At 53.1% G+C, this 21,831-nt stretch carries 20 protein-coding genes; 17 read left to right on the forward strand and 3 right to left on the reverse strand.

Translation table 11 applies throughout. The annotated features are described in order from the left end of the window. Positions 1–139: 139 nt before the first annotated feature. Positions 140–499, reverse strand: a complete 360-nt coding sequence (gene queD / locus SPM24T3_RS21795; RefSeq protein WP_009639000.1) for a 6-carboxytetrahydropterin synthase QueD — start codon at positions 497–499, stop codon at positions 140–142. A 169-nt stretch (positions 500–668) separates the two neighbouring features. Here queD and SPM24T3_RS21800 point away from each other — a divergent pair, with 169 nt between their 5' ends. The 4 genes from SPM24T3_RS21800 (at position 669) to SPM24T3_RS21815 (ending at position 6,450) form a co-directional block, all read left to right on the forward strand. Then, on the forward strand, positions 669–1,847 hold the full coding sequence (locus SPM24T3_RS21800) for a hypothetical protein (protein WP_009639001.1): 1,179 nt from the start codon (positions 669–671) through the stop codon (positions 1,845–1,847). A gap of 327 nt (positions 1,848–2,174) precedes the next feature. Further along, positions 2,175–3,977, forward strand: a complete 1,803-nt coding sequence (cysJ, locus tag SPM24T3_RS21805; RefSeq protein WP_009639002.1) for an NADPH-dependent assimilatory sulfite reductase flavoprotein subunit — start codon at positions 2,175–2,177, stop codon at positions 3,975–3,977. A 14-nt stretch (positions 3,978–3,991) separates the two neighbouring features. Continuing rightward, positions 3,992–5,707 carry an assimilatory sulfite reductase (NADPH) hemoprotein subunit gene (gene cysI, locus SPM24T3_RS21810; protein WP_009639003.1) on the forward strand — a complete coding sequence of 572 codons (1,716 nt, stop codon included), beginning with the start codon at positions 3,992–3,994 and terminating at the stop codon, positions 5,705–5,707. A gap of 11 nt (positions 5,708–5,718) precedes the next feature. Beyond that, positions 5,719–6,450 (forward strand): phosphoadenylyl-sulfate reductase, encoded by a 732-nt coding sequence (locus SPM24T3_RS21815; RefSeq protein ID WP_009639004.1) that lies wholly within the window; start codon positions 5,719–5,721, stop codon positions 6,448–6,450. 37 nt (positions 6,451–6,487) lie between these two features. On the opposite strand, the gene SPM24T3_RS21820 is transcribed toward SPM24T3_RS21815, so the two are convergent. Next, positions 6,488–7,528 carry an aminopeptidase gene (locus tag SPM24T3_RS21820; RefSeq protein ID WP_009639005.1) on the reverse strand — a complete coding sequence of 347 codons (1,041 nt, stop codon included), beginning with the start codon at positions 7,526–7,528 and terminating at the stop codon, positions 6,488–6,490. 206 nt (positions 7,529–7,734) lie between these two features. On the opposite strand from SPM24T3_RS21820, the gene cysG reads away from it, so the two are divergent. The 13 genes from cysG (at position 7,735) to rpoS (ending at position 19,075) form a co-directional block, all read left to right on the forward strand. Beyond that, complete coding sequence (gene cysG / locus SPM24T3_RS21825; RefSeq protein WP_009639006.1) at positions 7,735–9,159, forward strand: siroheme synthase CysG; 1,425 nt, start codon at positions 7,735–7,737, stop codon at positions 9,157–9,159. A 9-nt stretch (positions 9,160–9,168) separates the two neighbouring features. Continuing rightward, positions 9,169–10,077: a sulfate adenylyltransferase subunit CysD gene (gene cysD, locus SPM24T3_RS21830; RefSeq protein ID WP_009639007.1), complete on the forward strand. Its 909-nt coding sequence runs from the start codon at positions 9,169–9,171 to the stop codon at positions 10,075–10,077. 12 nt (positions 10,078–10,089) lie between these two features. Further along, positions 10,090–11,517 carry a sulfate adenylyltransferase subunit CysN gene (cysN, locus tag SPM24T3_RS21835; protein WP_009639008.1) on the forward strand — a complete coding sequence of 476 codons (1,428 nt, stop codon included), beginning with the start codon at positions 10,090–10,092 and terminating at the stop codon, positions 11,515–11,517. 1 nt (position 11,518) lies between these two features. Further along, on the forward strand, positions 11,519–12,124 hold the full coding sequence (cysC, locus tag SPM24T3_RS21840) for an adenylyl-sulfate kinase (protein ID WP_009639009.1): 606 nt from the start codon (positions 11,519–11,521) through the stop codon (positions 12,122–12,124). A gap of 63 nt (positions 12,125–12,187) precedes the next feature. Next, a complete protein-coding gene (locus SPM24T3_RS21845; protein WP_037379460.1) occupies positions 12,188–12,523 on the forward strand; it encodes a DUF3561 family protein in 336 nt (111 codons plus the stop codon). 204 nt (positions 12,524–12,727) lie between these two features. Next, positions 12,728–13,057 carry a cell division protein FtsB gene (gene ftsB / locus SPM24T3_RS21850; RefSeq protein ID WP_009639011.1) on the forward strand — a complete coding sequence of 110 codons (330 nt, stop codon included), beginning with the start codon at positions 12,728–12,730 and terminating at the stop codon, positions 13,055–13,057. Next, the gene (gene ispD, locus SPM24T3_RS21855; protein WP_009639012.1) at positions 13,054–13,773 is read left to right on the forward strand and encodes a 2-C-methyl-D-erythritol 4-phosphate cytidylyltransferase; all 720 of its coding nucleotides are present in this window, start codon (positions 13,054–13,056) and stop codon (positions 13,771–13,773) included. Before ftsB ends, ispD begins: the two co-directional genes overlap by 4 nt. After that, positions 13,773–14,246, forward strand: coding sequence for a 2-C-methyl-D-erythritol 2,4-cyclodiphosphate synthase (gene ispF, locus SPM24T3_RS21860; protein ID WP_009639013.1), 474 nt, complete (start codon positions 13,773–13,775; stop codon positions 14,244–14,246). The genes ispD and ispF overlap by 1 nt, the downstream gene beginning before the upstream one ends. Before the next feature lie 4 nt (positions 14,247–14,250). Continuing rightward, the gene (truD, locus tag SPM24T3_RS21865; RefSeq protein WP_009639014.1) at positions 14,251–15,297 is read left to right on the forward strand and encodes a tRNA pseudouridine(13) synthase TruD; all 1,047 of its coding nucleotides are present in this window, start codon (positions 14,251–14,253) and stop codon (positions 15,295–15,297) included. Between the two features lie 31 nt (positions 15,298–15,328). After that, on the forward strand, positions 15,329–16,096 hold the full coding sequence (surE, locus tag SPM24T3_RS21870; protein WP_086013246.1) for a 5'/3'-nucleotidase SurE: 768 nt from the start codon (positions 15,329–15,331) through the stop codon (positions 16,094–16,096). Further along, positions 16,086–16,712 (forward strand): protein-L-isoaspartate(D-aspartate) O-methyltransferase, encoded by a 627-nt coding sequence (locus SPM24T3_RS21875; protein ID WP_009639016.1) that lies wholly within the window; start codon positions 16,086–16,088, stop codon positions 16,710–16,712. The genes surE and SPM24T3_RS21875 overlap by 11 nt, the downstream gene beginning before the upstream one ends. Positions 16,713–16,969: 257 nt before the next feature. Further along, entirely contained in the window at positions 16,970–18,025 is a 1,056-nt protein-coding gene (gene nlpD / locus SPM24T3_RS21880; protein ID WP_009639017.1) for a murein hydrolase activator NlpD, read from the forward strand. Between the two features lie 51 nt (positions 18,026–18,076). Beyond that, positions 18,077–19,075, forward strand: coding sequence for an RNA polymerase sigma factor RpoS (gene rpoS, locus SPM24T3_RS21885; RefSeq protein WP_009639018.1), 999 nt, complete (start codon positions 18,077–18,079; stop codon positions 19,073–19,075). 174 nt (positions 19,076–19,249) lie between these two features. On the opposite strand, the gene mutS is transcribed toward rpoS, so the two are convergent. Continuing rightward, complete coding sequence (mutS, locus tag SPM24T3_RS21890; protein WP_009639019.1) at positions 19,250–21,805, reverse strand: DNA mismatch repair protein MutS; 2,556 nt, start codon at positions 21,803–21,805, stop codon at positions 19,250–19,252. Positions 21,806–21,831 lie beyond the last annotated feature (26 nt).

Consider the following 21,831-nt stretch of genomic DNA (forward strand, 5'->3'; position numbering starts at 1 on the left):
CCCGAATCACTGACTTTTGTCAGCTCATCGGGACTTGCGCGCATTGCACCCTGCCACAGCACCAATGGCTTTGAAGATTGGTACTGTTGGTGGGCTTACAGATATTTTGTGAGCTTGAGGATATTTCTGGGCAGGCAGATTAACCGCGATAAACGCAGCCGGCGGTGCAGGTCTCTTTAATACGCACAGCGCTAAGCAGGGGAAGGTGAGGTTTCATCTTGTCCCAGATCCACTTGGCCAGCACTTCGCTGGTTGGATTCTCAAGACCCGGAATATCATTAAGATAATAGTGATCCAGGCTGTCTAGCGTCGGCGCGAACGCGGCTTTAAGCTCGGCAAAATCCATTACCCAGCCAGTATGCGCATCAACTTCGCCCGTAATCTCCAGACGCACGGCAAATGAGTGCCCATGCAGGCGGCCGCACTTGTGCCCTGCGGGAACGTGAGGCAGGTGATGAGCGGCTTCGAACATAAAATCTTTAAATAATGTAGTGGTCATGACACTGTCTCGTTGACTGCAAAAAACGCGGCATATTAACGGAAAGCGGCCCGTTACGCCATGAGTTATCTGCTCTGCGAATATACAGTTATTGTACTTTGGTGTATTTACTCCTGATGACCCGATGACTTACATTGGGAGCGTTAGAACTAACCTATTGAGATAGTGAATGATTAGAGCGCTGCGTTTGGCCGTGTTGTTGCTGGTTTTTTCAGCAGCAGTGGAAGCCGATAATTCATCGACCACCAACATTTTGCCTGCAGCGAACGATGCTGCGGCGGCAAAAGATAGTGCTCCTGCGGCACCGGCTGCTGCTGCCTCGGCATCAACAACGCCAGTTGCTCCGACAACAACCGCTGCTCCGGCAACAACAGTTGCTCCACAGTCTGGCAGTGTAGCGACTCCTGTTCCAGCCAGGTCCGCACAGTCAAATACAGCAGCGGCAAAAACGGCGTCGGTAAAACCTGTTCCGACAAAAGCCGCCGCCAAGCCCGCCGGAATTGTGGTAAAGACTTTGGCTGACGGCACCGGAAGTTTCTATTTTCCAATCGGTGGTAATAAAAAGCCGCTTGAGATCTATACCTATCAGCCCGAAGGCACTGATGCCAGCACGCCAATCATTATGGCAATGACAGGCATTGACCGTAACGCTTCAGCTGATCGAAATGACTGGATCAAGGTGGCCGATCAATATCATTTCCGCATTGTGGTGCCGCGATTCACCGAGCAGGATTTTCCGGGTAGTTATGGTTATCCGTTAGGCAATATTCAGGACCTGAAAACCCATCGCCGCCTGCCGAAATCGCAGTGGGGCTTTACTGTGGTCAATGATATCTTCAACGCCATGCATCAGCAGGGCATTACCACGCAGTCACAGTATTACCTTTTCGGCAGCAGCGCGGGGTGCCAGTTTGTGCATCGCATGCTGACGCTGCTCCCTCAGCCGCAGGTCAAAGCGGCTATTTGCGCCGGTGCGGGCTGGTGGACGCTGCCAGATACCGATCAGCGCTGGCCTTACGGTCTGCGTGCGTCGCCGATAAAAGTGGACCAGACGCAACTCGCCGCTTACTTTGCGAAACCGATTCTGATTGCGGTCGGCAACAGTGATGACGATGCGGAAAACCGCCTGTTGCGCCACTCAAAAGGTGCGATGGCGCAGGGAACCAATCGACTGGAGCGGGCGGAAAACTTCTTCACTACTTCGCAGCAGCAGGCGGAACAAAATTACATGCCGTTTAACTGGCACTTTGTTGCGCTGCCGGACATCGGCCACAGCGACAGTAAAATGTCGATTTACGCTGCCGGTCAGTTCTCGCGCTTCGAGCAGCAACACGAATTCAATCCCTAAAAGCTTGTCTGCTTGACTGCAAACCTGTGAACCGCAAGATATTTTCAGCCCCGCAAATGCGGGGCTTTCTCATTTATAAGCCTAATTTTATTGCCACAGAATAACCCTGATTTTTTTATTAGTTATTTCAGTAGCCTATAAAGGTTGCTTTACCACTTTTAACGATTGATCCTATCTGAAAAAACACTTAGTCATTATGGTTATTTAATATTCCCATCACTTATTTAATTGTTATGATCCTGCTGGTTAACCTTACAAGCTATCAAACTCTTAACCATCTAACGGCCCATAGACACTGGCTGAAGCAATAAGGGAATTCGTACCGCGATGACGACTCAGGCACCTCCTACTTCTTTGCTCCCCTTGAACCCGGAGCAAATGGCACGGCTGCAATCGGCGATTGGTGAATACTCGCCGACCCAATTGGCCTGGCTTTCAGGTTATTTTTGGGGATTGACCAACCAGCAGCCGGGCGCGGTAGCAGCGCCAGCTCCCGTTGCCGCGGCGGCGTCGATTACTCTGATTTCTGCTTCGCAGACCGGTAATGCGCGCCGTCTGGCTGAACAACTGCGCGATGCACTGGTTGCAGCTAAGCTTAATGTTAATCTGGTTAATGCGGGCGACTACAAGTTCAAGCAGATAGGCCAGGAGAAACTGTTGCTGTTAGTCGCCTCTACTCAGGGCGAGGGCGAACCAGCCGAAGAGGCGGTTGCGCTGCACAAATTCCTGATGTCCAAGAAAGCGCCCAATATGGCTGACAGCGCGTTTGCAGTGTTTGGCCTCGGCGATACTTCTTACGAATTCTTCTGTCAGGCGGGCAAGGATTTTGATACCCGTCTGGGCGAGCTGGGCGCAGAGCGTTTGCTCGACCGCGTTGACGCTGACGTTGAATATCAGGATCTGGCCACCGACTGGATCCAGCGCGTGGTTGAAGCGTTGAAAAAACGTGTTCCTGCGGAATCGCCGGTTGCTCAGGCGGCATCGGTTGCCGGTAATGTTAATCTGGTCGATAGCAGCCCATACACCAAGGAAGAGCCGCTGACCGCGCTGCTGGCAGTGAATCAAAAAATCACCGGTCGTGATTCTGACAAAGACGTTCGTCATATTGAAATAGATTTGGGTGATTCTGGCCTGCGTTATCAGCCGGGCGATGCGTTGGGCGTATGGTTTGAAAACGATCCTGCTCTGGTCAAAGAACTCGTTGAGCTGTTGTGGTTGAAGGGCGATGAGCCTGTCGATATTAACGGCAAAAGCCTGCCGTTGATTGACGCGCTTCAGCATCACATCGAACTGACGCAAAACACCACGGTGATTGTCGATAAGTATGCCGCGGTTTGTCGCGATACCGATCTGCTGGCGCTGCTGACTGACAAGAGCGCGCTGCAAAAGTACGCCCACAGCACGCCGTTTGTAGACATGGTTCGCCGTGCGCCGACCGAGCTGCAGCCGCAACAGCTAATCGACCTGCTGCGTCCACTGACGCCGCGCCTGTATTCTATCGCCTCGTCGCAGGCCGAAACGGATACCGAAGTGCACATTACTGTAGGCGTAGTGCGCTACGACATTGACGGCCGCGCCCGCAGCGGTGGTGCTTCTGGCTATTTGTCCGATCGTCTGGAAGAAGAGGGTGAAGTCCGCGTGTTTATTGAGCACAACGATAACTTCCGACTACCGGCCGACTCCGAAACGCCGGTCATCATGATTGGCCCAGGAACCGGTATCGCGCCGTTCCGCGCCTTTATGCAGCAGCGCGACAACGACGGAGCAGGCGGCAAAAACTGGCTGTTCTTCGGTAATCCGCACTTTACCGATGATTTCCTGTATCAGGTTGAATGGCAGCGCTACGTCAAAGACGGTCTGCTGACCAATATCGATCTGGCTTGGTCTCGTGATCAGTCCGAGAAGGTTTATGTGCAGGACAAAATTCGCGCCAAAGGTGCCGAGGTCTGGCAATGGCTGCAGGAAGGCGCGCATATTTATGTCTGCGGTGATGCAAACCGTATGGCAAAAGACGTAGAACAGACACTGCTCGAGCTTATCGCCGAGCATGGTTCGATGAGCCTTGAAGCCGCCGATGAATTCTTGAGTGACCTGCGCTTTGAGCGTCGCTATCAGCGAGATGTCTATTAATGAGCAACGAAATTATGAACGAAAAACATCCCGGACCTTTGGTGGTCGAAGGCAAGTTGACTGACGCAGAACGCCTTAAAAAAGAAAGTAATTTCCTGCGTGGCACTATTACCGAAGACCTGTCTGACGGCCTGACCGGCGGTTTTAATGGCGATAACTTCCTGCTGATCCGTTTTCACGGCATGTACCAGCAGGATGACCGTGATATTCGTGCCGAACGTGCCGAGCAAAAACTCGAACCGCGCCACGCAATGATGCTGCGCTGCCGCCTGCCGGGCGGAGTGATGACGCCTGAGCAATGGCTGGGTATCGACAAGTTTGCCGAAGACAGCACTATTTACGGCAGTATCCGTATTACCAACCGTCAGACCTTCCAGTTTCACGGTATTTTGAAGCAGAACGTCAAGCCGGTGCATCAGTTGCTCAACAAACTGGGACTCGACGCGCTGGCGACCGCCAATGACGTTAACCGTAACGTGCTGTGTACTTCGAACCCGGTGGAGTCAGAGCTGCATTATGAAGCCTGGCAGTGGGCGAAGAAAATTTCCGAGCACCTGTTGCCGCGCACTCGTGCCTATGCAGAAGTCTGGCTGGATCAGGAAAAGGTTGAGACCACTGACGAAGAGCCGATTCTAGGCTCGACTTATCTGCCGCGTAAATTTAAGACGACTGTGGTTATCCCGCCGCAGAACGACGTGGATTTGCACGCCAATGACCTGAATTTTGTCGCGATTGCCGAGAACGGCAAGCTGGTTGGCTTTAACGTGCTGGTCGGCGGCGGCCTGTCAATTGCTCACGGCGACAAGGCAACTTATGCACGCACCGCCAGCGAGCTGGGCTTTATTCCATTGGATAAAACGCTGGCCGTGGCAGAAGCCGTCGTGACCACCCAGCGCGATTGGGGTAATCGTACCAATCGCAAGAATGCCAAAACTAAATACACTCTTGAACGCGTCGGTGTTGAGACCTTCAAGGCTGAAGTCGAGAAACGTGCCGAAATTACCTTTGGCGACGTCCGTCCCTACGAATTCACCGGGCGTGGCGATCGCATCGGCTGGGTAAAAGGCATCGACAATCAGTGGCACCTGACACTGTTTATCGAGAATGGGCGTATTTTGGATTATCCGGGGCGTCCGCTTAAAACCGGTCTGGCCGAGATTGCCCGTATTCACCAAGGCGATTTCCGTCTTACGGCGAACCAGAACCTGATTATTGCGGGTGTGAGCGAGAAAGATAAAGATGCGATCGAAACCCTGGCACGGAATCATGGGTTAATCGATGACAGCGTCACCGAGCAGCGTAAAAACTCGATGGCCTGCGTGTCTTATCCAACCTGTCCGCTGGCGATGGCTGAAGCTGAACGGTTCCTGCCGGAGTTTGTGACCCAGGTCGAAGGCATCATGCATCGGCACGGTGTCGGCAAAGAACACATTGTACTGCGCGTGACCGGCTGCCCTAACGGCTGTGGTCGTGCGCTACTGGCTGAAATCGGGTTAGTCGGTAAAGCCATGAACCGTTATAACCTGCATCTGGGCGGTAACCGCGAAGGTACACGTATTCCGCGTATGTATCGCGAAAATATCAGCGATGTAGAGATTCTGGCGATTATCGATGAGCTGGTTGGTCGTTGGGCGAAAGAACGCACGGCGAATGAAGGCTTCGGCGATTACGTGATCCGCGCTGGAATCATCAAGCCGGTGCTTGATCCGGCACGCGACTTTTACGACTGACAGGAGGCGATATGACAGCACTCTCCCTTACAGAATTAAATGCTCTGCCCAAGTCCGGGCAGGCATTGGCCCTGGCCGAAATCAACGGCCAGCTGGAAAAACTTTCGGCGGAAGAACGTGTTGGCTGGGCGTTGGAAAATCTGCCGGGCGAGTTCACTTTATCGTCAAGTTTTGGGATTCAGGCGGCGGTATGTTTGCATCTGGTCACCCGCCAGAAACCTGATATTCCGGTTATCCTCACTGACACCGGATATCTGTTCCCGGAAACCTATCAGTTTATCGATTCTTTAACCGAACAGCTTAATCTCAACCTTAAGGTTTTTCGTGCCGAGCATTCTGCCGCCTGGCAGGAAGCGCGCTACGGCAAACTTTGGGAGCAGGGCGTCGAGGGCATTGAGAAATATAATTTGATTAACAAGGTTGAGCCGATGAACCGCGCGGTGCAAACGCTGGGCGTGCAGACTTGGTTCGCCGGTCTGCGTCGCGAACAGTCGGGCAGCCGGGCGCATTTGCCGGTGCTGGCGGTGCAGCGCGGGGGGTTTAAAATCCTGCCAATCATCGACTGGGACAACCGTCAGATCTTCCAATACCTCAAGCAGCACGGACTGAGCTATCACCCGCTGTGGGATCAGGGCTATCTGTCGGTTGGCGATACGCACACCACGAAGAAGTGGGAAGAGGGCATGAAGGAGGAAGATACCCGTTTCTTCGGCCTAAAACGCGAGTGCGGATTGCACGAGTAATTGCGCGGCCGTTTGCCCCCATCCCTGGCGCTAACATTCAGGAGCGAATAGACGGATTGGCTAACTCTTTAAGTAAAGGCAGCAGAATTTTTACGCTGTCTTTTTCTCGTCTGGCGATCCGTCCCGGCAAGATCCGATCGAGATATTGCAGATTGTCGATTTGCCCCTGATAGCGGCTGGTGCCGTCGGGGAAATACTTGCTGACAGAGCGCTGCTGCTGACCGTCTTTTTTGCCTAATCCCCAGTCGCTGGCAGAAACTAGCAACAGAGGAATATGTTCGCTGTCCAAAGCCTCTAGTCCTTCACAGCAGCTGGTGCCGGTGGGGCTGGTAGTCGCGGCGATGCCCATGCGCCGAGCGAAGTTTAGCGCTTTATCGCGCGACAGCTTGGCCACTGCCGATGAAGTGTTGAGGCCGCTGTTGAAATACAGCCGATCGCCGACGATCAGCGAATTAATATTGATCACCAGTAGCGTGCGCTTTTTTTCTTCCGGGCTGAGCGAAGCAAGATAATCTTTCGCCCCTTGCTCTCCTGCTTCCTGAGCGCTCAGCGCCACAAAACGCAGGCTGTAATGGGTAGAGACTTTGCTCATCCGCTCGGCCAGTTCGAGCATCGCGCCGACGCCAGACGCGTTGTCATCGACACCTTGCAGCGTCAGGCCGCCAAGGTTGTGGTCACTGTCGGCGTCACTTTGTGGCAGATAAGTATCGAAATGCGCCATGACCACGATTTGCTGCGGCACTTTGCCGGCGCGGTCGGCGATCACTGAAGTGGCGTGAACACTGTGCCAGTTTTGGCGACCGTTCTGACTGGTATAAAGAAAGCGGGCATCAAAAGCGTGCAGGTGACTTTGGTAACCCATTTTGCTCAGACTTTGATTCAGATAATCCGCGGCAATAATCTCGGCCGGGCTTCCGGCCATGCGTCCGGGAAAATAGGTGGCGATATGTCGCGTTTGTTGCTCGGCAATGTGTCCGACTGGCTGAGTTTTTAAAGATTGGCCCACGGCACCGGTTGCATAAAGGCCGCCTAGCGTCAAAAGCAAGGCTGAACGCGCTACGTGGCGAAGAAAGAGCATACTAAAAATCCTTATCAGGCGTCCTTGGAAAGTCAGGGCATAGTATGCGATTCAGCGGATAAATTAACAATTTAGTGTTTTCTCAAAACGAGCTATTTCGGGGCTATATTCCATTCTGGAACTAATCATTCCATTTCATCATTTCATATGGATCGCGGCCAAGCCGTATAGTCATATTATGGATTTACTTATGCTAAAAGGTTGCTGTGGACTATCTCCCTATATTTGCCGATCTTAAACAACGTCCGGTGTTGGTTGTTGGCGGCGGAGAAGTGGCTGCACGAAAAATTGATCTCCTTCTGCGCGCAGGTGCGGAAGTGCGGGTTGTTGCACAATCACTTTCCTCGGAAGTCGAACATTTACACCAGCAGTCGGCCATTCAATGGCTGGCAGAGTCGTTCATTGCCGAGCAGCTCGACGACGTTTTTCTGGTCATTGCGGCGACTGACGATCCGCTGCTAAACGCCGAGGTCTACGAGGAAGCAAACGTGCGCCGGGTGCTGGCCAACGTGGTTGACGATCAGCCCAAGTGTTCATTTATCTTCCCGTCTATCGTCGATCGTTCACCGATTGTGGTCGCGATTTCTTCCAGCGGGCAAGCCCCTGTGCTTGCAAGAATGCTGCGTGAAAAGCTAGAAACACTGCTGCCTGCCAGTTTGGGCAAGATGGCAGAAATCGCAGGAAGCTGGCGATCGCGGGTCAAGCAGCGCTTTGGCATGATGTCTGCGCGTCGCCGTTTCTGGGAACAGGCATTTGACGGCAAATTCGCTTCTTTGACCGCCGGGGGGCAGTTCAAGGAAGCCGAGTTGGCGTTACAACAATTAATCGACGCGCCAGACGACGCCACTCATCAGGGCATGGTGACTCTGGTTGGAGCCGGTCCTGGCGATCCCGGACTGCTCACTCTGCGAGGTTTACAGGTGATGCAGCAGGCCGATGTGGTGCTCTATGACTTCCTGGTCAGCGCGGAGGTGCTGGATCTGGTGCGCCGCGACGCGGAGAAAATCTGTGTCGGCAAACGCGCCGGGAATCATCTGGTGATGCAGGAAGAGACCAATCGTCTGCTGGTCGAACTGGCCAAACAGGGAAAAAAAGTGGTCAGGCTGAAAGGCGGTGACCCGTTTATTTTTGGTCGCGGCGGCGAAGAGTTGGAAGTTGTCGCCGCGGCGGGTATTCCTTTTCAGGTGGTGCCGGGCATTACTGCCGCAGCGGGCGCAACGGCCTATGCGGGTATTCCTTTGACTCACCGTGAGCGCGCGCAGAGCGTGATGTTTATTACCGGCCAGATTCGCACCGATGGCAATGGCCTGCAATGGTCCGAGCTTGCCCGAGGGCAGCAGACGCTGGCGATTTATATGGGCGCGATGAAAGCTTCGGACATCAGCCGTAACCTTATTGCTCACGGGCGCGCAGCGGATACGCCAGTGGCGGTGATTGGTCGTGGCACGCGTCCCGATCAACAAGTGCTGACCGGAACATTGGAAAATCTAGAACAATTAGCCCAACAGGCGCCTTCACCGGCCCTGCTGGTGATCGGTGAAGTCGCTGAACTTCATCACCAACTCGCCTGGTTTGGGCATCATCCAGAGACTGCCGGTGCCCAGCGCCCGTCGGTCGTGAATTTGGCTTAAGGATCTGATATGGACGAAAAACGACTCACCCATTTACGACAGCTGGAGGCGGAAAGCATTCATATCATCCGCGAAGTTGCGGCTGAATTCGCGAACCCGGTGATGATGTATTCCATCGGCAAAGACTCTTCGGTAATGCTCCATTTGGCGCGCAAGGCCTTTTACCCGGGCACGCTGCCATTTCCGCTGCTGCACGTTGATACCGGCTGGAAATTCAAGGAGATGTACGAGTTCCGCGATCGTACCGCTAAAAACTACGGTTTTGAGCTGCTGGTGCACAAAAATCCGGAAGGCGTGGCGATGGGCATCAACCCGTTTGTTCACGGCAGTGCCAAACATACCGACATCATGAAAACCGAGGGCTTGAAGCAGGCGCTGAATAAATACGGCTTTGACGCTGCCTTCGGTGGCGCGCGTCGTGACGAAGAAAAGTCTCGTGCCAAAGAGCGTATCTACTCGTTCCGTGACCGTTTCCATCGCTGGGACCCGAAAAATCAGCGTCCTGAGCTGTGGCACAACTATAACGGTCAGATTAACAAGGGTGAAAGTATCCGCGTATTTCCGCTGTCCAACTGGACCGAGCTGGATATCTGGCAGTACATTTATCTGGAAAATATCGAGATCGTTCCTCTATATCTGGCCGCGCCGCGCCCGGTTCTTGAGCGTGACGGCATGCTGCTGATGGTCGACGACGATCGTATTGATTTACAGCCGGGTGAGCAGATTGAAGAAAAAATGGTTCGTTTCCGTACCCTGGGATGCTGGCCGCTGACCGGCGCGGTGGAGTCCGAAGCACAATCGCTGCCGGAAATCATCGAAGAGATGCTGGTTTCTACCACCAGCGAGCGTCAGGGGCGTGCCATCGACCGCGATCAGGCGGGTTCGATGGAGCTTAAAAAGCGTCAAGGGTATTTCTAAGGAGCACGGACAATGAATAACGCAATTGCACAACAAATCGCCGAGCAGGGTGGCGTTGAAGCTTACCTGCACTCTCAACAGCACAAAAGTCTGCTGCGCTTCCTGACCTGCGGCAGTGTCGACGATGGCAAAAGTACGCTAATAGGCCGCCTGCTGCACGACACGCGCCAGATTTACGAAGACCAGCTGTCTTCGCTGCACAATGACAGCAAACGTCACGGCACTCAGGGCGAGAAGATTGACCTTGCGCTGCTGGTGGACGGTTTGCAGGCCGAGCGCGAGCAGGGCATCACCATCGACGTGGCCTATCGCTATTTTTCCACCGAAAAACGTAAATTTATTATTGCCGATACGCCGGGGCACGAGCAGTACACTCGTAACATGGCAACCGGTGCTTCAACCTGCGACCTGGCTATCCTGCTGATTGACGCCCGTAAAGGCGTGCTGGATCAGACCCGTCGTCACAGCTTTATCGCTACGCTGCTGGGTATCCGCCACCTGGTAGTGGCAGTGAATAAAATGGATCTGGTGGATTACAGCGAAGCGGTATTCGAGCAGTTCAAGCAAGATTATCTCGATTTTGCCCAGCAGCTGCCGACCGATCTGGATATTAAATTTGTGCCGCTGTCAGCCCTTGAAGGTGACAACGTTGCCAGCCAGAGTGAGAAGATGCCGTGGTACACTGGGCCAACGCTGCTCGACGTGCTGGAAACCGTTAATGTCATTAATATCCGCGAGCAGCAGCCGATGCGCTTCCCGGTGCAATACGTTAACCGTCCAAACCTCGATTTCCGTGGTTATGCGGGTACGCTGGCCTCGGGTTCGGTGCGCGTCGGTCAGAAAATCAAGGTATTGCCGTCCGGCGTTGAGTCTACCGTGGCACGTATTGTAACTTTCGATGGCGATCTGCAGGAAGCCTGGGCCGGTGAGGCGATTACGCTGGTGCTGGAAACCGAGGTAGATATCAGCCGTGGCGACCTGCTGGTTGATGCCAGCGAAACGGTGAAAGCGGTTCAAAATGCTAAAGTTGACGTGGTGTGGATGGCCGAACAGCCACTGAGCGTTGGTCAAAGCTATGACATTAAGGTCGGTGGCAAGAAAGCCCGTGCGCGGGTAGAAAACATCGAATATCAGGTGGAAATCAACTCACTGACTCAGCGCGTTGTCGAAAGCCTGCCTCTGAACGGTATCGGGCTGGTCGAGCTGGCGTTTGATGAGCCGCTGGTGCTGGATAACTACCAGCAAAACGCGGTCACAGGCGGACTGATCTTTATCGATCGCCTGACCAACGTGACTGTCGGCGCAGGTCTGGTGCGTGAAGCACTTGAGCAGGTTTACCAGGATAATGGCGCTTTTAGCGCATTCGAACTTGAACTTAACGCACTGGTTCGCCGCCACTTCCCACACTGGGGCGCTCGCGACCTGTTGGGTGGAAAATAATATGGCTCTGCAAGACGAAAATATCGTCTGGCATCCGCACGCGGTGACGCGTGCGGATCGCGAAAAGCAGCACGGGCATCGCGGCGCGGTACTGTGGTTTACCGGGCTGTCAGGCTCGGGTAAATCCACTGTAGCCGGCGCGCTGGAACAGGCCTTGTTTAGCCTTGGCGTCAGCACTTACCTGCTAGATGGTGACAATGTAAGACACGGGCTTTGTCGCGATCTGGGTTTTTCAGATGACGATCGCCGTGAAAACATTCGCCGCGTGGGTGAGGTTGCCAAACTGATGGTCGATGCTGGTCAGGTCGTCTTGACTGCGTTCATATCGCCACATCGTGCCGAACGTGAAATGGTGCGTGAGTTACTGGATAACGGGGAGTTTATCGAGGTATTTGTCGATACGCCGATCGAGATCTGCGAGGCGCGCGATCCTAAAGGTTTATACAAAAAAGCCCGTGCCGGAGAGCTGAAAAACTTCACCGGGATAGACTCGGTTTACGAAGCGCCATTGCAGGCCGATGTGCATCTTGATGGTGAACAATTAGTAACAAATTTAGTCCCGCAATTATTAGCTGTGTTACGTCGTAGAGGTATTATCAACTCCTAAGTGTTACTGACAAAAACGCCAAACAGCGTGTCAGTTTACAGCGAGCCAATAGGGGGTTGAACAATGCAAACGTTAAGTCAATTTTTCAACGACATAACCGGTAAGAGGCCAGAAGCAGAGGAAAAGGAAGATCCATCCTACTCCATGCTGGGTGGCTGTACCGGTTTTGTGTTTTTCTGGCTGGCATTGGCAATCCCTTTTATCGTCTACGGTTCCAATACGCTGTTTTTCCTGCTTTATACTTGGCCATTTTTTCTGGCTTTAATGCCAATCTCCGTGCTTATCGGCATTGCGTTTAGCACTTTGTTCAATGGCAGCTTGTTGAAAGCATTACCGTTAACAGGGCTTGCCGTGATGTGCGTGTTCTGGATGGTCTTCTCATTTCTCAGCGGTTGGTAACTTACCGCATCGTCTGGCCACAGTTTCGTAAACTGACGAATTTACCCTCAAATTTATGCCGTTTTTCTCCGCACTGTTGTAAACCATTGTGTCATTCTTGTGCTTATTCCTAACTTAACTCCTAATCTGCATGTCAATTTCCCCTTCAGTGTGGAGTCAGAGTGAAAGTTGTGGGATGATTGAGCGGCTTTTTCAGGGGGCGGAATGGGCAAATTAACGCTGCTATTATTGATTGTACTTGGCTGGCTACAGTATTCGCTGTGGCTGGGTAAGAATGGTATTCACGATTACGTGCGGGTTAACGACGATGTTGAAGTGCAACAAGGCAGCAACATCAAACTTAAATCACGCAATGACCAACTCTTCGCAGAGATTGACGACCTTAACGGTGGTCAGGAGGCGATTGAGGAACGCGCACGCAACGAGCTAGGCATGATTAAGCCTGGCGAGAGTTTCTATCGCCTTGTGCCAGACCAAAATAAGCACAGTCAGGCTTCCAACACAACGCAAGTAAGAATCAACAATAATCCATGAGTCACACAGCCGTCTCCTCGGCCGATATCGTCGCGGTATTGCCCGCAGCCGGTATTGGCAGCCGCATGCAAAGCGAACTTCCAAAACAATATCTGACCATTGAGGGTAAAACGCTGCTTGAGCATGCTGTTGGCGCGTTGCTGCGCAGCCCTCGCGTGCAGAAAGTTATTGTTGCCATTAGTCCAAAGGACACCTTTTTTGCTCAACTGCCGATTGCCAGCGACCCGCGCGTCAAGGTGGTGACCGGTGGCGCACAGCGTGCCGATTCAGTAATGGCTGGGCTGCAACACGCCGGTGATGCCGAATGGGTGCTGGTCCACGATGCAGCAAGGCCGTGTTTGCACATTGATGATCTCAATCGACTGCTGGCAATCAGCGCACACAGTAAAATCGGCGGTATTCTTGCCGCACCGGTGCGAGACACCATGAAGCGCGGCGAGCCGGGCATTGAAAAAATTGCCCATACTGTCGATAGACAAGATCTTTGGCACGCGCTTACGCCACAATTTTTCCCATTGGATCTGCTTAAAACCTGCCTCGCCCGCGCGCTTGCGGAAGGCGCGATCGTTACTGACGAAGCCTCTGCGCTGGAGCACTGTGGCTATCATCCCGAGCTGGTGGCTGGAAGATCCGATAATATTAAAGTTACCCGTCCAGAAGATCTGGCACTGGCAGCATTCTATTTAACTCAGTTGCACCAAGAGGAGAGCGCGTAATGCGTATCGGTCACGGTTTTGATGTTCATGCATTTGGAGGCGAAGGCCCTCTGGTGATCGGCGGTGTGCGCATCCCTTTTGATCGGGGATTACTGGCACACTCCGACGGTGACGTTGCCCTGCACGCGGCAACTGATGCCCTGCTTGGCGCTGCGGCGCTGGGCGATATCGGCAAACTGTTCCCTGACACCGACCCGGCCTATAAAGGTGCCGACAGCCGCGAACTGCTGCGTGAAGCCTACCGCCAGATCAAAGCCAAAGGTTACCGTCTTGGCAATATCGACATAACTATTATCGCCCAGGCCCCGAAAATGCTGCCGCACATTCCACAGATGCGCGTATTTATCGCCGAAGACCTTGGCTGTCACATGGACGACGTCAACGTAAAAGCAACCACTACCGAGAAGCTTGGATTTACCGGTCGTGGCGAAGGCATTGCCTGTGAAGCTGTTGCCTTGTTGATCAAGGACTGACGCCGTGGATATGAATAATCTGACCTGGCTGTACGGCAAGCCGCTTTCCACCGGTACGCTCAAGGCCAATGCAGAGGATTTCATCGTTGAAGAAGACCTCGGTTTTGAGCCGGACGGCGAGGGCGAGCATTTGCTGGTTCGCATCCGTAAAACCGGCTGTAATACCCAGTTTGTTGCCGAACAGTTAGCGCGCTTTGCTGGTGTTCATCCTCGTTCTGTGAGCTATGCCGGGTTGAAAGACCGTCATGCTGTGACCGAGCAGTGGTTCTGTGTACATTTGCCCGGTAAAGAAACGCCGGACCTGAGTCAGTTTCAGCTGGAGGGTTGTGAGGTTGTACGTCACGCTCGTCATCTGAAAAAGATGCGTATCGGCACGTTGAAAGGCAACCTGTTTACTCTGGTGCTGCGTGATCTCACTGATTTGGCCGACGTGCAGCAACGTCTGGAGAAAATTGTTTCTCAGGGTGTACCAAACTATTTCGGCGTGCAGCGCTTCGGACGCGGTGGCAATAACCTGGTAATGGCCACCCGTTGGGCGAAAGACGAAATTCGTGTTAAAGAACGTCCGAAGCGCAGCTTTTACCTCTCGGCGAGCCGCAGCGCGATGTTTAATATCGTTGCCAGTGAGCGACTTGCTCGAGGTTTGATGACTGAAGCCATGCTGGGTGATGCCCTACAGCTTAGCGGCCGCGGCAGCTGGTTTGTTGCTAAAGAAGAAGAGCTGGAGTCGGTGCAATCGCGCGTCGCCAGCGGTGATTTGCTGATCACGGCGCCACTGCCGGGCGATGGCCCGCTGGGGTCGCAGCAAGATGCTGAACTATTTGAACTGGGCTGCATAGAGGACCAAACGGCATTGTTGTCCCTGCTTAAACGCGAACGGGTTGAACCCGCGCGCCGCGCAGTTATGCTGCATCCAAGAGATCTCGCATGGCGAACTGTGGATGACGCGACGCTAGAACTTAAGTTTTGGCTTCCGGCAGGCAGCTTTGCCACCAGTCTTGTCAGAGAACTGATGGGACAAGATGCAGGCGAAGCCGACATTAGCGAATAAGACCTGGCGTGGAGAATAACGCATGACATCCCTGATACGGATATTACTGAGTAATGATGATGGCGTTACCGCTCCTGGGATTCAGGCGCTAGCCTCGGCACTGCGTGAGTTTGCCGAGGTTACCCTCGTTGCACCTGACAGAAATCGCAGCGGCGCTTCCAATGCGCTGACGCTGGACTCGCCGCTGCGCATTCAAAAAAATGCCAATGGCGATACGGCAGTGATCAACGGCACGCCAACGGACTGTGTTTATCTGGGGGTCAATTCCCTGATGCGTCCGCGACCGGATATCGTGGTTTCCGGTATTAATGCCGGACCGAATCTGGGCGATGATGTCATTTACTCCGGCACCGTTGCAGCCGCGATGGAAGGGCGTCATCTCGGTTATCCGGCGGTTGCCGTTTCCCTCGATGGCAACCGGCATTACGACACTGCTGCGGCAATCACCTGCCGTATTGTAAAAATGTTGGCCTCCGAGCCTTTGCACACCGGTCGTATCCTCAATATTAATGTTCCTGATCTGCCTTTGGGTCAAATTAAAGGCTATCGCGTCACACGCTGCGGTAGCCGTCATCCGGCAGAACAGGTATTTTGTCAGCAAGACCCGCGTGGTCATGATATGTACTGGATTGGTCCGCCCGGCGAGAAATTCGATATTGCGCCGGATACTGACTTTGCCGCCGTAGCACAGGGATATGTATCAATAACCCCTCTGCACGTCGATCTGACGGCCTATGCGGCGCAAGAAACCGTCAGAACATGGTTAGCCAAAGCCGAGGTGAACGGGAATGGTGATTAAGCCGATGTACAATTTGCTGGAACAGCTGCGAAAACAGGGCATCTCGGATGAGAATCTGCTGCACGCGATGGAAACTGTGCCGCGCGAGCGCTTCGTTGATGAGGCGTTTCAGCATAAAGCTTATGAAAATACCGCGTTGCCTATCGGCCTTGGACAAACTATCTCTCAGCCTTATACCGTAGCTCGCATGACAGAACTGTTGCGCCTGACGCCGCAGTCGCGAGTGCTGGAGATTGGCACCGGCTCGGGATACCAGACGGCTATTTTGGCGCATCTGGTTGAGCACGTATTTTCCGTAGAGCGTATTAAAGGCCTGCAATGGCAGGCGAAGCGTCGGCTTAAGCAGCTGGATCTGCACAATATTTCCACCCGCCACGGCGATGGTTGGGAAGGGTGGCCTTCGCGCGGCCCTTTTGACGCTATTATCGTGACCGCGGCCCCTCCAGAAATTCCTCAGGATCTGATAACCCAGCTTGCCGAAGGCGGGATCATGGTTTTGCCCGTGGGTGAGCAAAATCAGACTTTGCAACGTATCCAGCGACGAGCCAACGATTTTACAATTGAAACTATTGAAGCCGTGCGTTTTGTTCCTTTAGTCAAAGGCGAGCTTGCCTGACGCTTGTTTTTCGCTCTGTCGGACACTAAGCCCTTAAAATTTAAATACAACTGATTTATGGTGCTTAAGTTGCGTTGTTGATAGCATTCACTACAGTTTTTTATTGCCACAGTTTTTTTAACTATCGCCATCGGGCTGACCAGTGTTCAGCCAGCAGGTTAACGGTATGCCTTACGTTGCTATAAGGTTCCAAATGGAGCCAGGCAGCGTCTGGCCTGAGCCGCGATAGATTCTGATATTGCCGTCATGGGGGAGTTATGAGCACGGGAAGCCCAATTAAAACCTTAAGCCGCATTGCGGTATGTACATTTGTTGGTGCCTGGCTCGCGGGATGTTCCAATAATGCCTCGACAACTGCTCCAATTAGCAGCGTAAACAACGGTGGAGGCATGCTGCGCAGCAATTCTGGAGGTCAGATTACTCCTAATTATGGCGCGCAGGCGGCTCCAAATTCTGTTGATAATGCCCCGATGATTAACGCCCAGGGACACATCGTTTATAACCGAAGTTATAACAGTATTCCTAAAGGCAGCTATAACGGTAAAACGTATACCGTCAAGCGCGGCGACACACTCTTTTATATTGCCTGGATAACCGGCAATGACTTCCGTGATCTCGCGGCGCGCAACAATATCCCGCAACCTTACGGCCTTGAAGTTGGACAAAAGATTCAAATCAATAATGTTTCTTCCGAGGCGAGCTCTGGCAGCGGTACGTTGGTGGCAACCGATGCGACTCACGGAGGGGTCCCACAAGCGCCATCCGGTGGCATGATGCAAGGGACAGTGGTTGCATCTCAACCAACTACCACGTATTCTGAAACTTCAAGTAAACAGAATGTAGGTCATATGTTGCCTACAGCAGGCGTTGTCGCTACGACAACAGCCCCTGTTACCGCACCGACTACCCCCGTTGAAAGCACCACAGACAATGGCGGTCCAGTTTCCTCTTGGAGATGGCCGACTAACGGGAAAATTATCGATAACTTCTCTGCCTCTGAAGGTGGAAATAAAGGTATCGATATAGCCGGTTCGCGAGGTCAACCTGTATTGGCAACCGCCAGTGGGCGCGTAGTTTATGCAGGCAATGCGCTTCGTGGTTACGGTAATCTAATCATCATCAAACACAATGATGATTACTTGAGCGCCTATGCACACAATGATTCAATGCTGGTCCGGGAACAACAAGAAGTGCAGGCGGGACAAAAAATAGCGACGATGGGTAGCACCGGAACCAGCTCAGTAAGATTACATTTTGAAATTCGTTACAAGGGGAAATCCGTAAACCCGCTGCGTTATCTTCCGCAGCGATAAGCCGGGCAGAGTCTCCGATTCTGTCCTTGGGACCACGGGTAGGAGCAGCTTATGAGTCAGAATACGCTGAAAGTTAACGAGTTACACGATGATGTAGATTTCGACGAGAACAGCGCTGAAGCCTTTGACGAAGAGAAAGCAACCGTCGAGGAGTCTGTTGAGATTGACGCTTCTGAAGCAGAAGAAGAGTTACTTTCGCAGGCTGTAAGCCAAAGAGTGCTGGATGCAACTCAACTGTACCTTGGTGAAATTGGTTACTCTCCTCTGCTAACCGCAGAAGAGGAAGTCTATTTTGCACGACGTGCGCTGCGAGGTGATGTTCCATCCCGTCGCCGCATGATCGAAAGTAACCTGCGTTTAGTGGTTAAAATTGCGCGCCGCTACAGTAATCGCGGCCTGGCACTGCTGGATCTCATTGAAGAGGGTAACCTCGGCCTGATCCGTGCGGTAGAGAAATTTGACCCTGAACGCGGTTTTAGATTCTCAACTTACGCAACCTGGTGGATCCGCCAGACGATTGAACGGGCGATCATGAATCAAACCCGTACTATTCGTTTGCCGATTCACATCGTTAAAGAATTGAACGTTTACCTGCGTACTGCGCGTGAATTGGCACACAAGCTTGATCATGAGCCAAGTGCTGAAGAAATTGCAGAGCAGCTCGACAAACCGGTCCATGACGTCAGCCGTATGCTGCGCCTGAATGAGCGTATTACTTCTGTAGATACCCCGTTGGGTGGTGACTCTGAAAAGGCGCTGTTAGATATTCTGGCGGATGAGAAAGAGAACGGTCCGGAAGATACAACGCAAGACGATGATATGAAACACAGCATCGTTAAGTGGTTGTACGAGCTGAATGCCAAGCAGCGTGAAGTCCTGGCGCGTCGTTTCGGCCTGTTGGGCTATGAAGCGGCAACCCTTGAGGATGTCGGTCGAGAAATCGGTCTTACGCGTGAACGTGTTCGTCAGATTCAAGTTGAAGGATTGCGTCGCCTGCGTGAAATTTTGCAGGGTCAAGGTCTGAGCATCGAAGCACTGTTTCGTGAATAATTAGTTTTACGGGCAAGTAGCTTCTTGCATGGCTAGTTTCGTGAATGATTTGTACTAAACAGAACCAGTTTTACGACGATCCAATTGAGTCGATGGTTTAACGAAACACAGCTAAGCAGCATAAAAAAAGGTGGGCAATCTGATTGCCCACCTTTTTTCATTTCAAGTTATCCGTCACAGCATGGTTTTGAGACGGTAGATCCATTCCAGCGCTTGCCTTGGCGACAGGGAATCAGCGTCTAGTGCCTCCAACGCCTCAACTGCCGGAGAAACTTCCTCGCTCAGCAAAGGCAACTGTGGGCCATCCACTTTGCTGGACGCCGCGTTGTTCGACAATGTTTCCAGCTCTTTAAGTTTCTGCTTCGCGCGTTTGATTACCTCACGCGGAACCCCCGCCAGTGCCGCTACTGCCAGGCCATAACTCTTGCTGGCCGCTCCTTCCTGCACGCTGTGCATAAAGGCGATAGTATCGCCATGCTCGACGGCATCCAGATGAATATTTACCGTGCCTTCCATTTTTTCCGGCAGCGTGGTTAGCTCGAAATAGTGGGTAGCGAAAAGGGTCATTGCTTTAATACGGCTTGCCAGATTTTCCGCGCAGGCCCAGGCCAGTGACAGTCCGTCATAGGTCGACGTGCCGCGTCCAATTTCATCCATCAGCACCAGGCTATTTTCAGTGGCGTTGTGCAGGATATTGGCCGTTTCAGTCATTTCCACCATAAAGGTTGAACGACCCGAAGCCAGATCATCCGCTGCACCTACGCGGGTGAAAATGCGATCGATAGGGCCTAATGTCGCCTGCTCGGCGGGCACGAAGCTGCCGATGTGCGCCATTAAGGCGATCAACGCTGCCTGACGCATATAAGTACTTTTACCGCCCATGTTTGGGCCAGTAATAATCAGCATTCGGCGCTGTGGTGACATCTGCAACGGGTTGGAAATAAAGGGTTCGCTAAGCACCTGCTCGACCACTGGATGGCGACCGCCCACAATATTAATCCCCGGCTTATCGCTCAGCGTCGGGCAGCAATAATTCAGGGTGTAGGCGCGCTCGGCCAGATTGTTCAGCACGTCGATTTCCGCAAGAGCAGCCGCGCTCTGTTGCAGCGCAGGAAGATGCGGCATCAGCAGGTCGAACAACTCTTCATACAGAGCTTTTTCCAGAGACAGGGCTTTGCCTTTTGAAGTCAGGACCTTGTCTTCATACTCTTTCAGCTCGGGAATGATATAACGCTCGGCGTTTTTCAGCGTCTGGCGGCGCACGTAATGAATAGGGGCCAGATGACTCTGCCCACGGCTGATTTGAATGTAATAGCCGTGAACGCCGTTAAATCCGACTTTCAAAGTATCCAGACCGAGCTTCTCACGTTCGCGGATTTCCAGACGATCCAGATAATCCGTTGCTCCATCGGCGAGGGCGCGCCACTCATCCAGCTCGGTGTTATAACCTGGAGCAATCACGCCACCATCGCGAACCAGCACCGGCGGTGCCTCAATAATTGCGTGTTCAAGCAGGGCGATCAGTTCGTCAAACTCGCCGGCCTGTTCTACCAGCGTCTGGATATACGGCACGTCGATAGACTTTAGAATCAGGCGAATTTCAGGGAGTTGTTGCAGCGCATGCCGCATGCGGGCGAGATCGCGCGGGCGAGCACTGCGCAGAGCCAGACGAGCCAGAATTCGTTCCAGATCGCCAACCTGACGCAGAACCGGTTGCAAATCGGCGGTCAAATCTTGCAACCCTCCCACAGCCTGCTGGCGATTGTTCAGTACTTTGAAATCACGGGTAGGCATGTGGATCCAGCGCTTGAGCATGCGGCTGCCCATAGGCGTCACGCTTTGATCGAGGATCGCTGCCAGGGTGTTTTCAACTCCGCCGGACAGATTCTGAGTCAGCTCAAGATTACGGCGCGTTGCGGCGTCCATAATAATGCCGTCCTGCTGGCGCTCCATGGTAACGCCACGAATGTGCGGCAGCGAAGTGCGCTGAGTATCTTTAACGTATTGCAGCAGACAGCCTGCGGCACGTAACGCCTGGGTGGCCTGCTCGACGCCGAACCCGATAAGGTCGCGGGTGCCAAACTGCAGGTTCAACTGCTGGCGGGCAGTTTCTAACTCAAATTCCCACATCGGCCTGCGACGCAGACCACGGCGGTTATCGATAAGAGACATCGATTCAAAGCTTTCCGGATACAGAAGTTCAGCCGGATTAGTGCGTTGGATCTCGGCGGCCATGGTTTCAAGGTCAGCCGGCTGGGCGACGCGAAAACGCCCCGAGCTGATATCCAGCGTAGCGTAGCCAAAACCTCGCCCGTCTTGCCAGATGGCAGCGAGAAGGTTGTCCTGGCGTTCGCTGAGCAGGGCTTCGTCACTGACAGTACCGGGAGTTACGATGCGAACTACTTTGCGCTCGACCGGACCTTTGCTCAATGCCGGATCGCCGACTTGTTCGCAGATAGCCACTGATTCACCGAGGTTAACCAGCTTGGCCAGATAGCCTTCAACCGCATGATAAGGCACACCTGCCATCGGGATAGGTTCACCGGCGGAGGCGCCGCGCTTGGTCAGCGAGATTTCCAGCAGTTGGGAGGCTTTTTTGGCGTCATCATAGAACAACTCATAAAAGTCGCCCATCCGATAAAACATCAGGATTTCAGGATTCTGTGCCTTAAGACGCAGATACTGCTGCATCATGGGGGTGTGGGCATCTAAATTATCGCTATTACTCATGCGCTTAGTTTCTTAGTTGTTTAATT

The organism is Serratia sp. M24T3, from assembly GCF_000257645.1.
Taxonomy (GTDB): domain Bacteria; phylum Pseudomonadota; class Gammaproteobacteria; order Enterobacterales; family Enterobacteriaceae; genus Rouxiella.

Bases quoted from the DNA above. Each gene is read 5' to 3' on its own strand.
- queD (WP_009639000.1), bottom strand. From the start codon at position 499: ATGACCACTACATTATTTAAAGATTTTATGTTCGAAGCCGCTCATCAC.
- SPM24T3_RS21800 (WP_009639001.1), top strand. From the start codon at position 669: ATGATTAGAGCGCTGCGTTTGGCCGTGTTGTTGCTGGTTTTTTCAGCA.
- cysJ (WP_009639002.1), top strand. From the start codon at position 2,175: ATGACGACTCAGGCACCTCCTACTTCTTTGCTCCCCTTGAACCCGGAG.
- cysI (WP_009639003.1), top strand. From the start codon at position 3,992: ATGAACGAAAAACATCCCGGACCTTTGGTGGTCGAAGGCAAGTTGACT.
- SPM24T3_RS21815 (WP_009639004.1), top strand. From the start codon at position 5,719: ATGACAGCACTCTCCCTTACAGAATTAAATGCTCTGCCCAAGTCCGGG.
- SPM24T3_RS21820 (WP_009639005.1), bottom strand. From the start codon at position 7,528: ATGCTCTTTCTTCGCCACGTAGCGCGTTCAGCCTTGCTTTTGACGCTA.
- cysD (WP_009639007.1), top strand. From the start codon at position 9,169: ATGGACGAAAAACGACTCACCCATTTACGACAGCTGGAGGCGGAAAGC.
- cysN (WP_009639008.1), top strand. From the start codon at position 10,090: ATGAATAACGCAATTGCACAACAAATCGCCGAGCAGGGTGGCGTTGAA.
- cysC (WP_009639009.1), top strand. From the start codon at position 11,519: ATGGCTCTGCAAGACGAAAATATCGTCTGGCATCCGCACGCGGTGACG.
- SPM24T3_RS21845 (WP_037379460.1), top strand. From the start codon at position 12,188: ATGCAAACGTTAAGTCAATTTTTCAACGACATAACCGGTAAGAGGCCA.
- ftsB (WP_009639011.1), top strand. From the start codon at position 12,728: ATGGGCAAATTAACGCTGCTATTATTGATTGTACTTGGCTGGCTACAG.
- ispD (WP_009639012.1), top strand. From the start codon at position 13,054: ATGAGTCACACAGCCGTCTCCTCGGCCGATATCGTCGCGGTATTGCCC.
- ispF (WP_009639013.1), top strand. From the start codon at position 13,773: ATGCGTATCGGTCACGGTTTTGATGTTCATGCATTTGGAGGCGAAGGC.
- SPM24T3_RS21875 (WP_009639016.1), top strand. From the start codon at position 16,086: ATGGTGATTAAGCCGATGTACAATTTGCTGGAACAGCTGCGAAAACAG.
- nlpD (WP_009639017.1), top strand. From the start codon at position 16,970: ATGAGCACGGGAAGCCCAATTAAAACCTTAAGCCGCATTGCGGTATGT.
- rpoS (WP_009639018.1), top strand. From the start codon at position 18,077: ATGAGTCAGAATACGCTGAAAGTTAACGAGTTACACGATGATGTAGAT.
- mutS (WP_009639019.1), bottom strand. From the start codon at position 21,805: ATGAGTAATAGCGATAATTTAGATGCCCACACCCCCATGATGCAGCAG.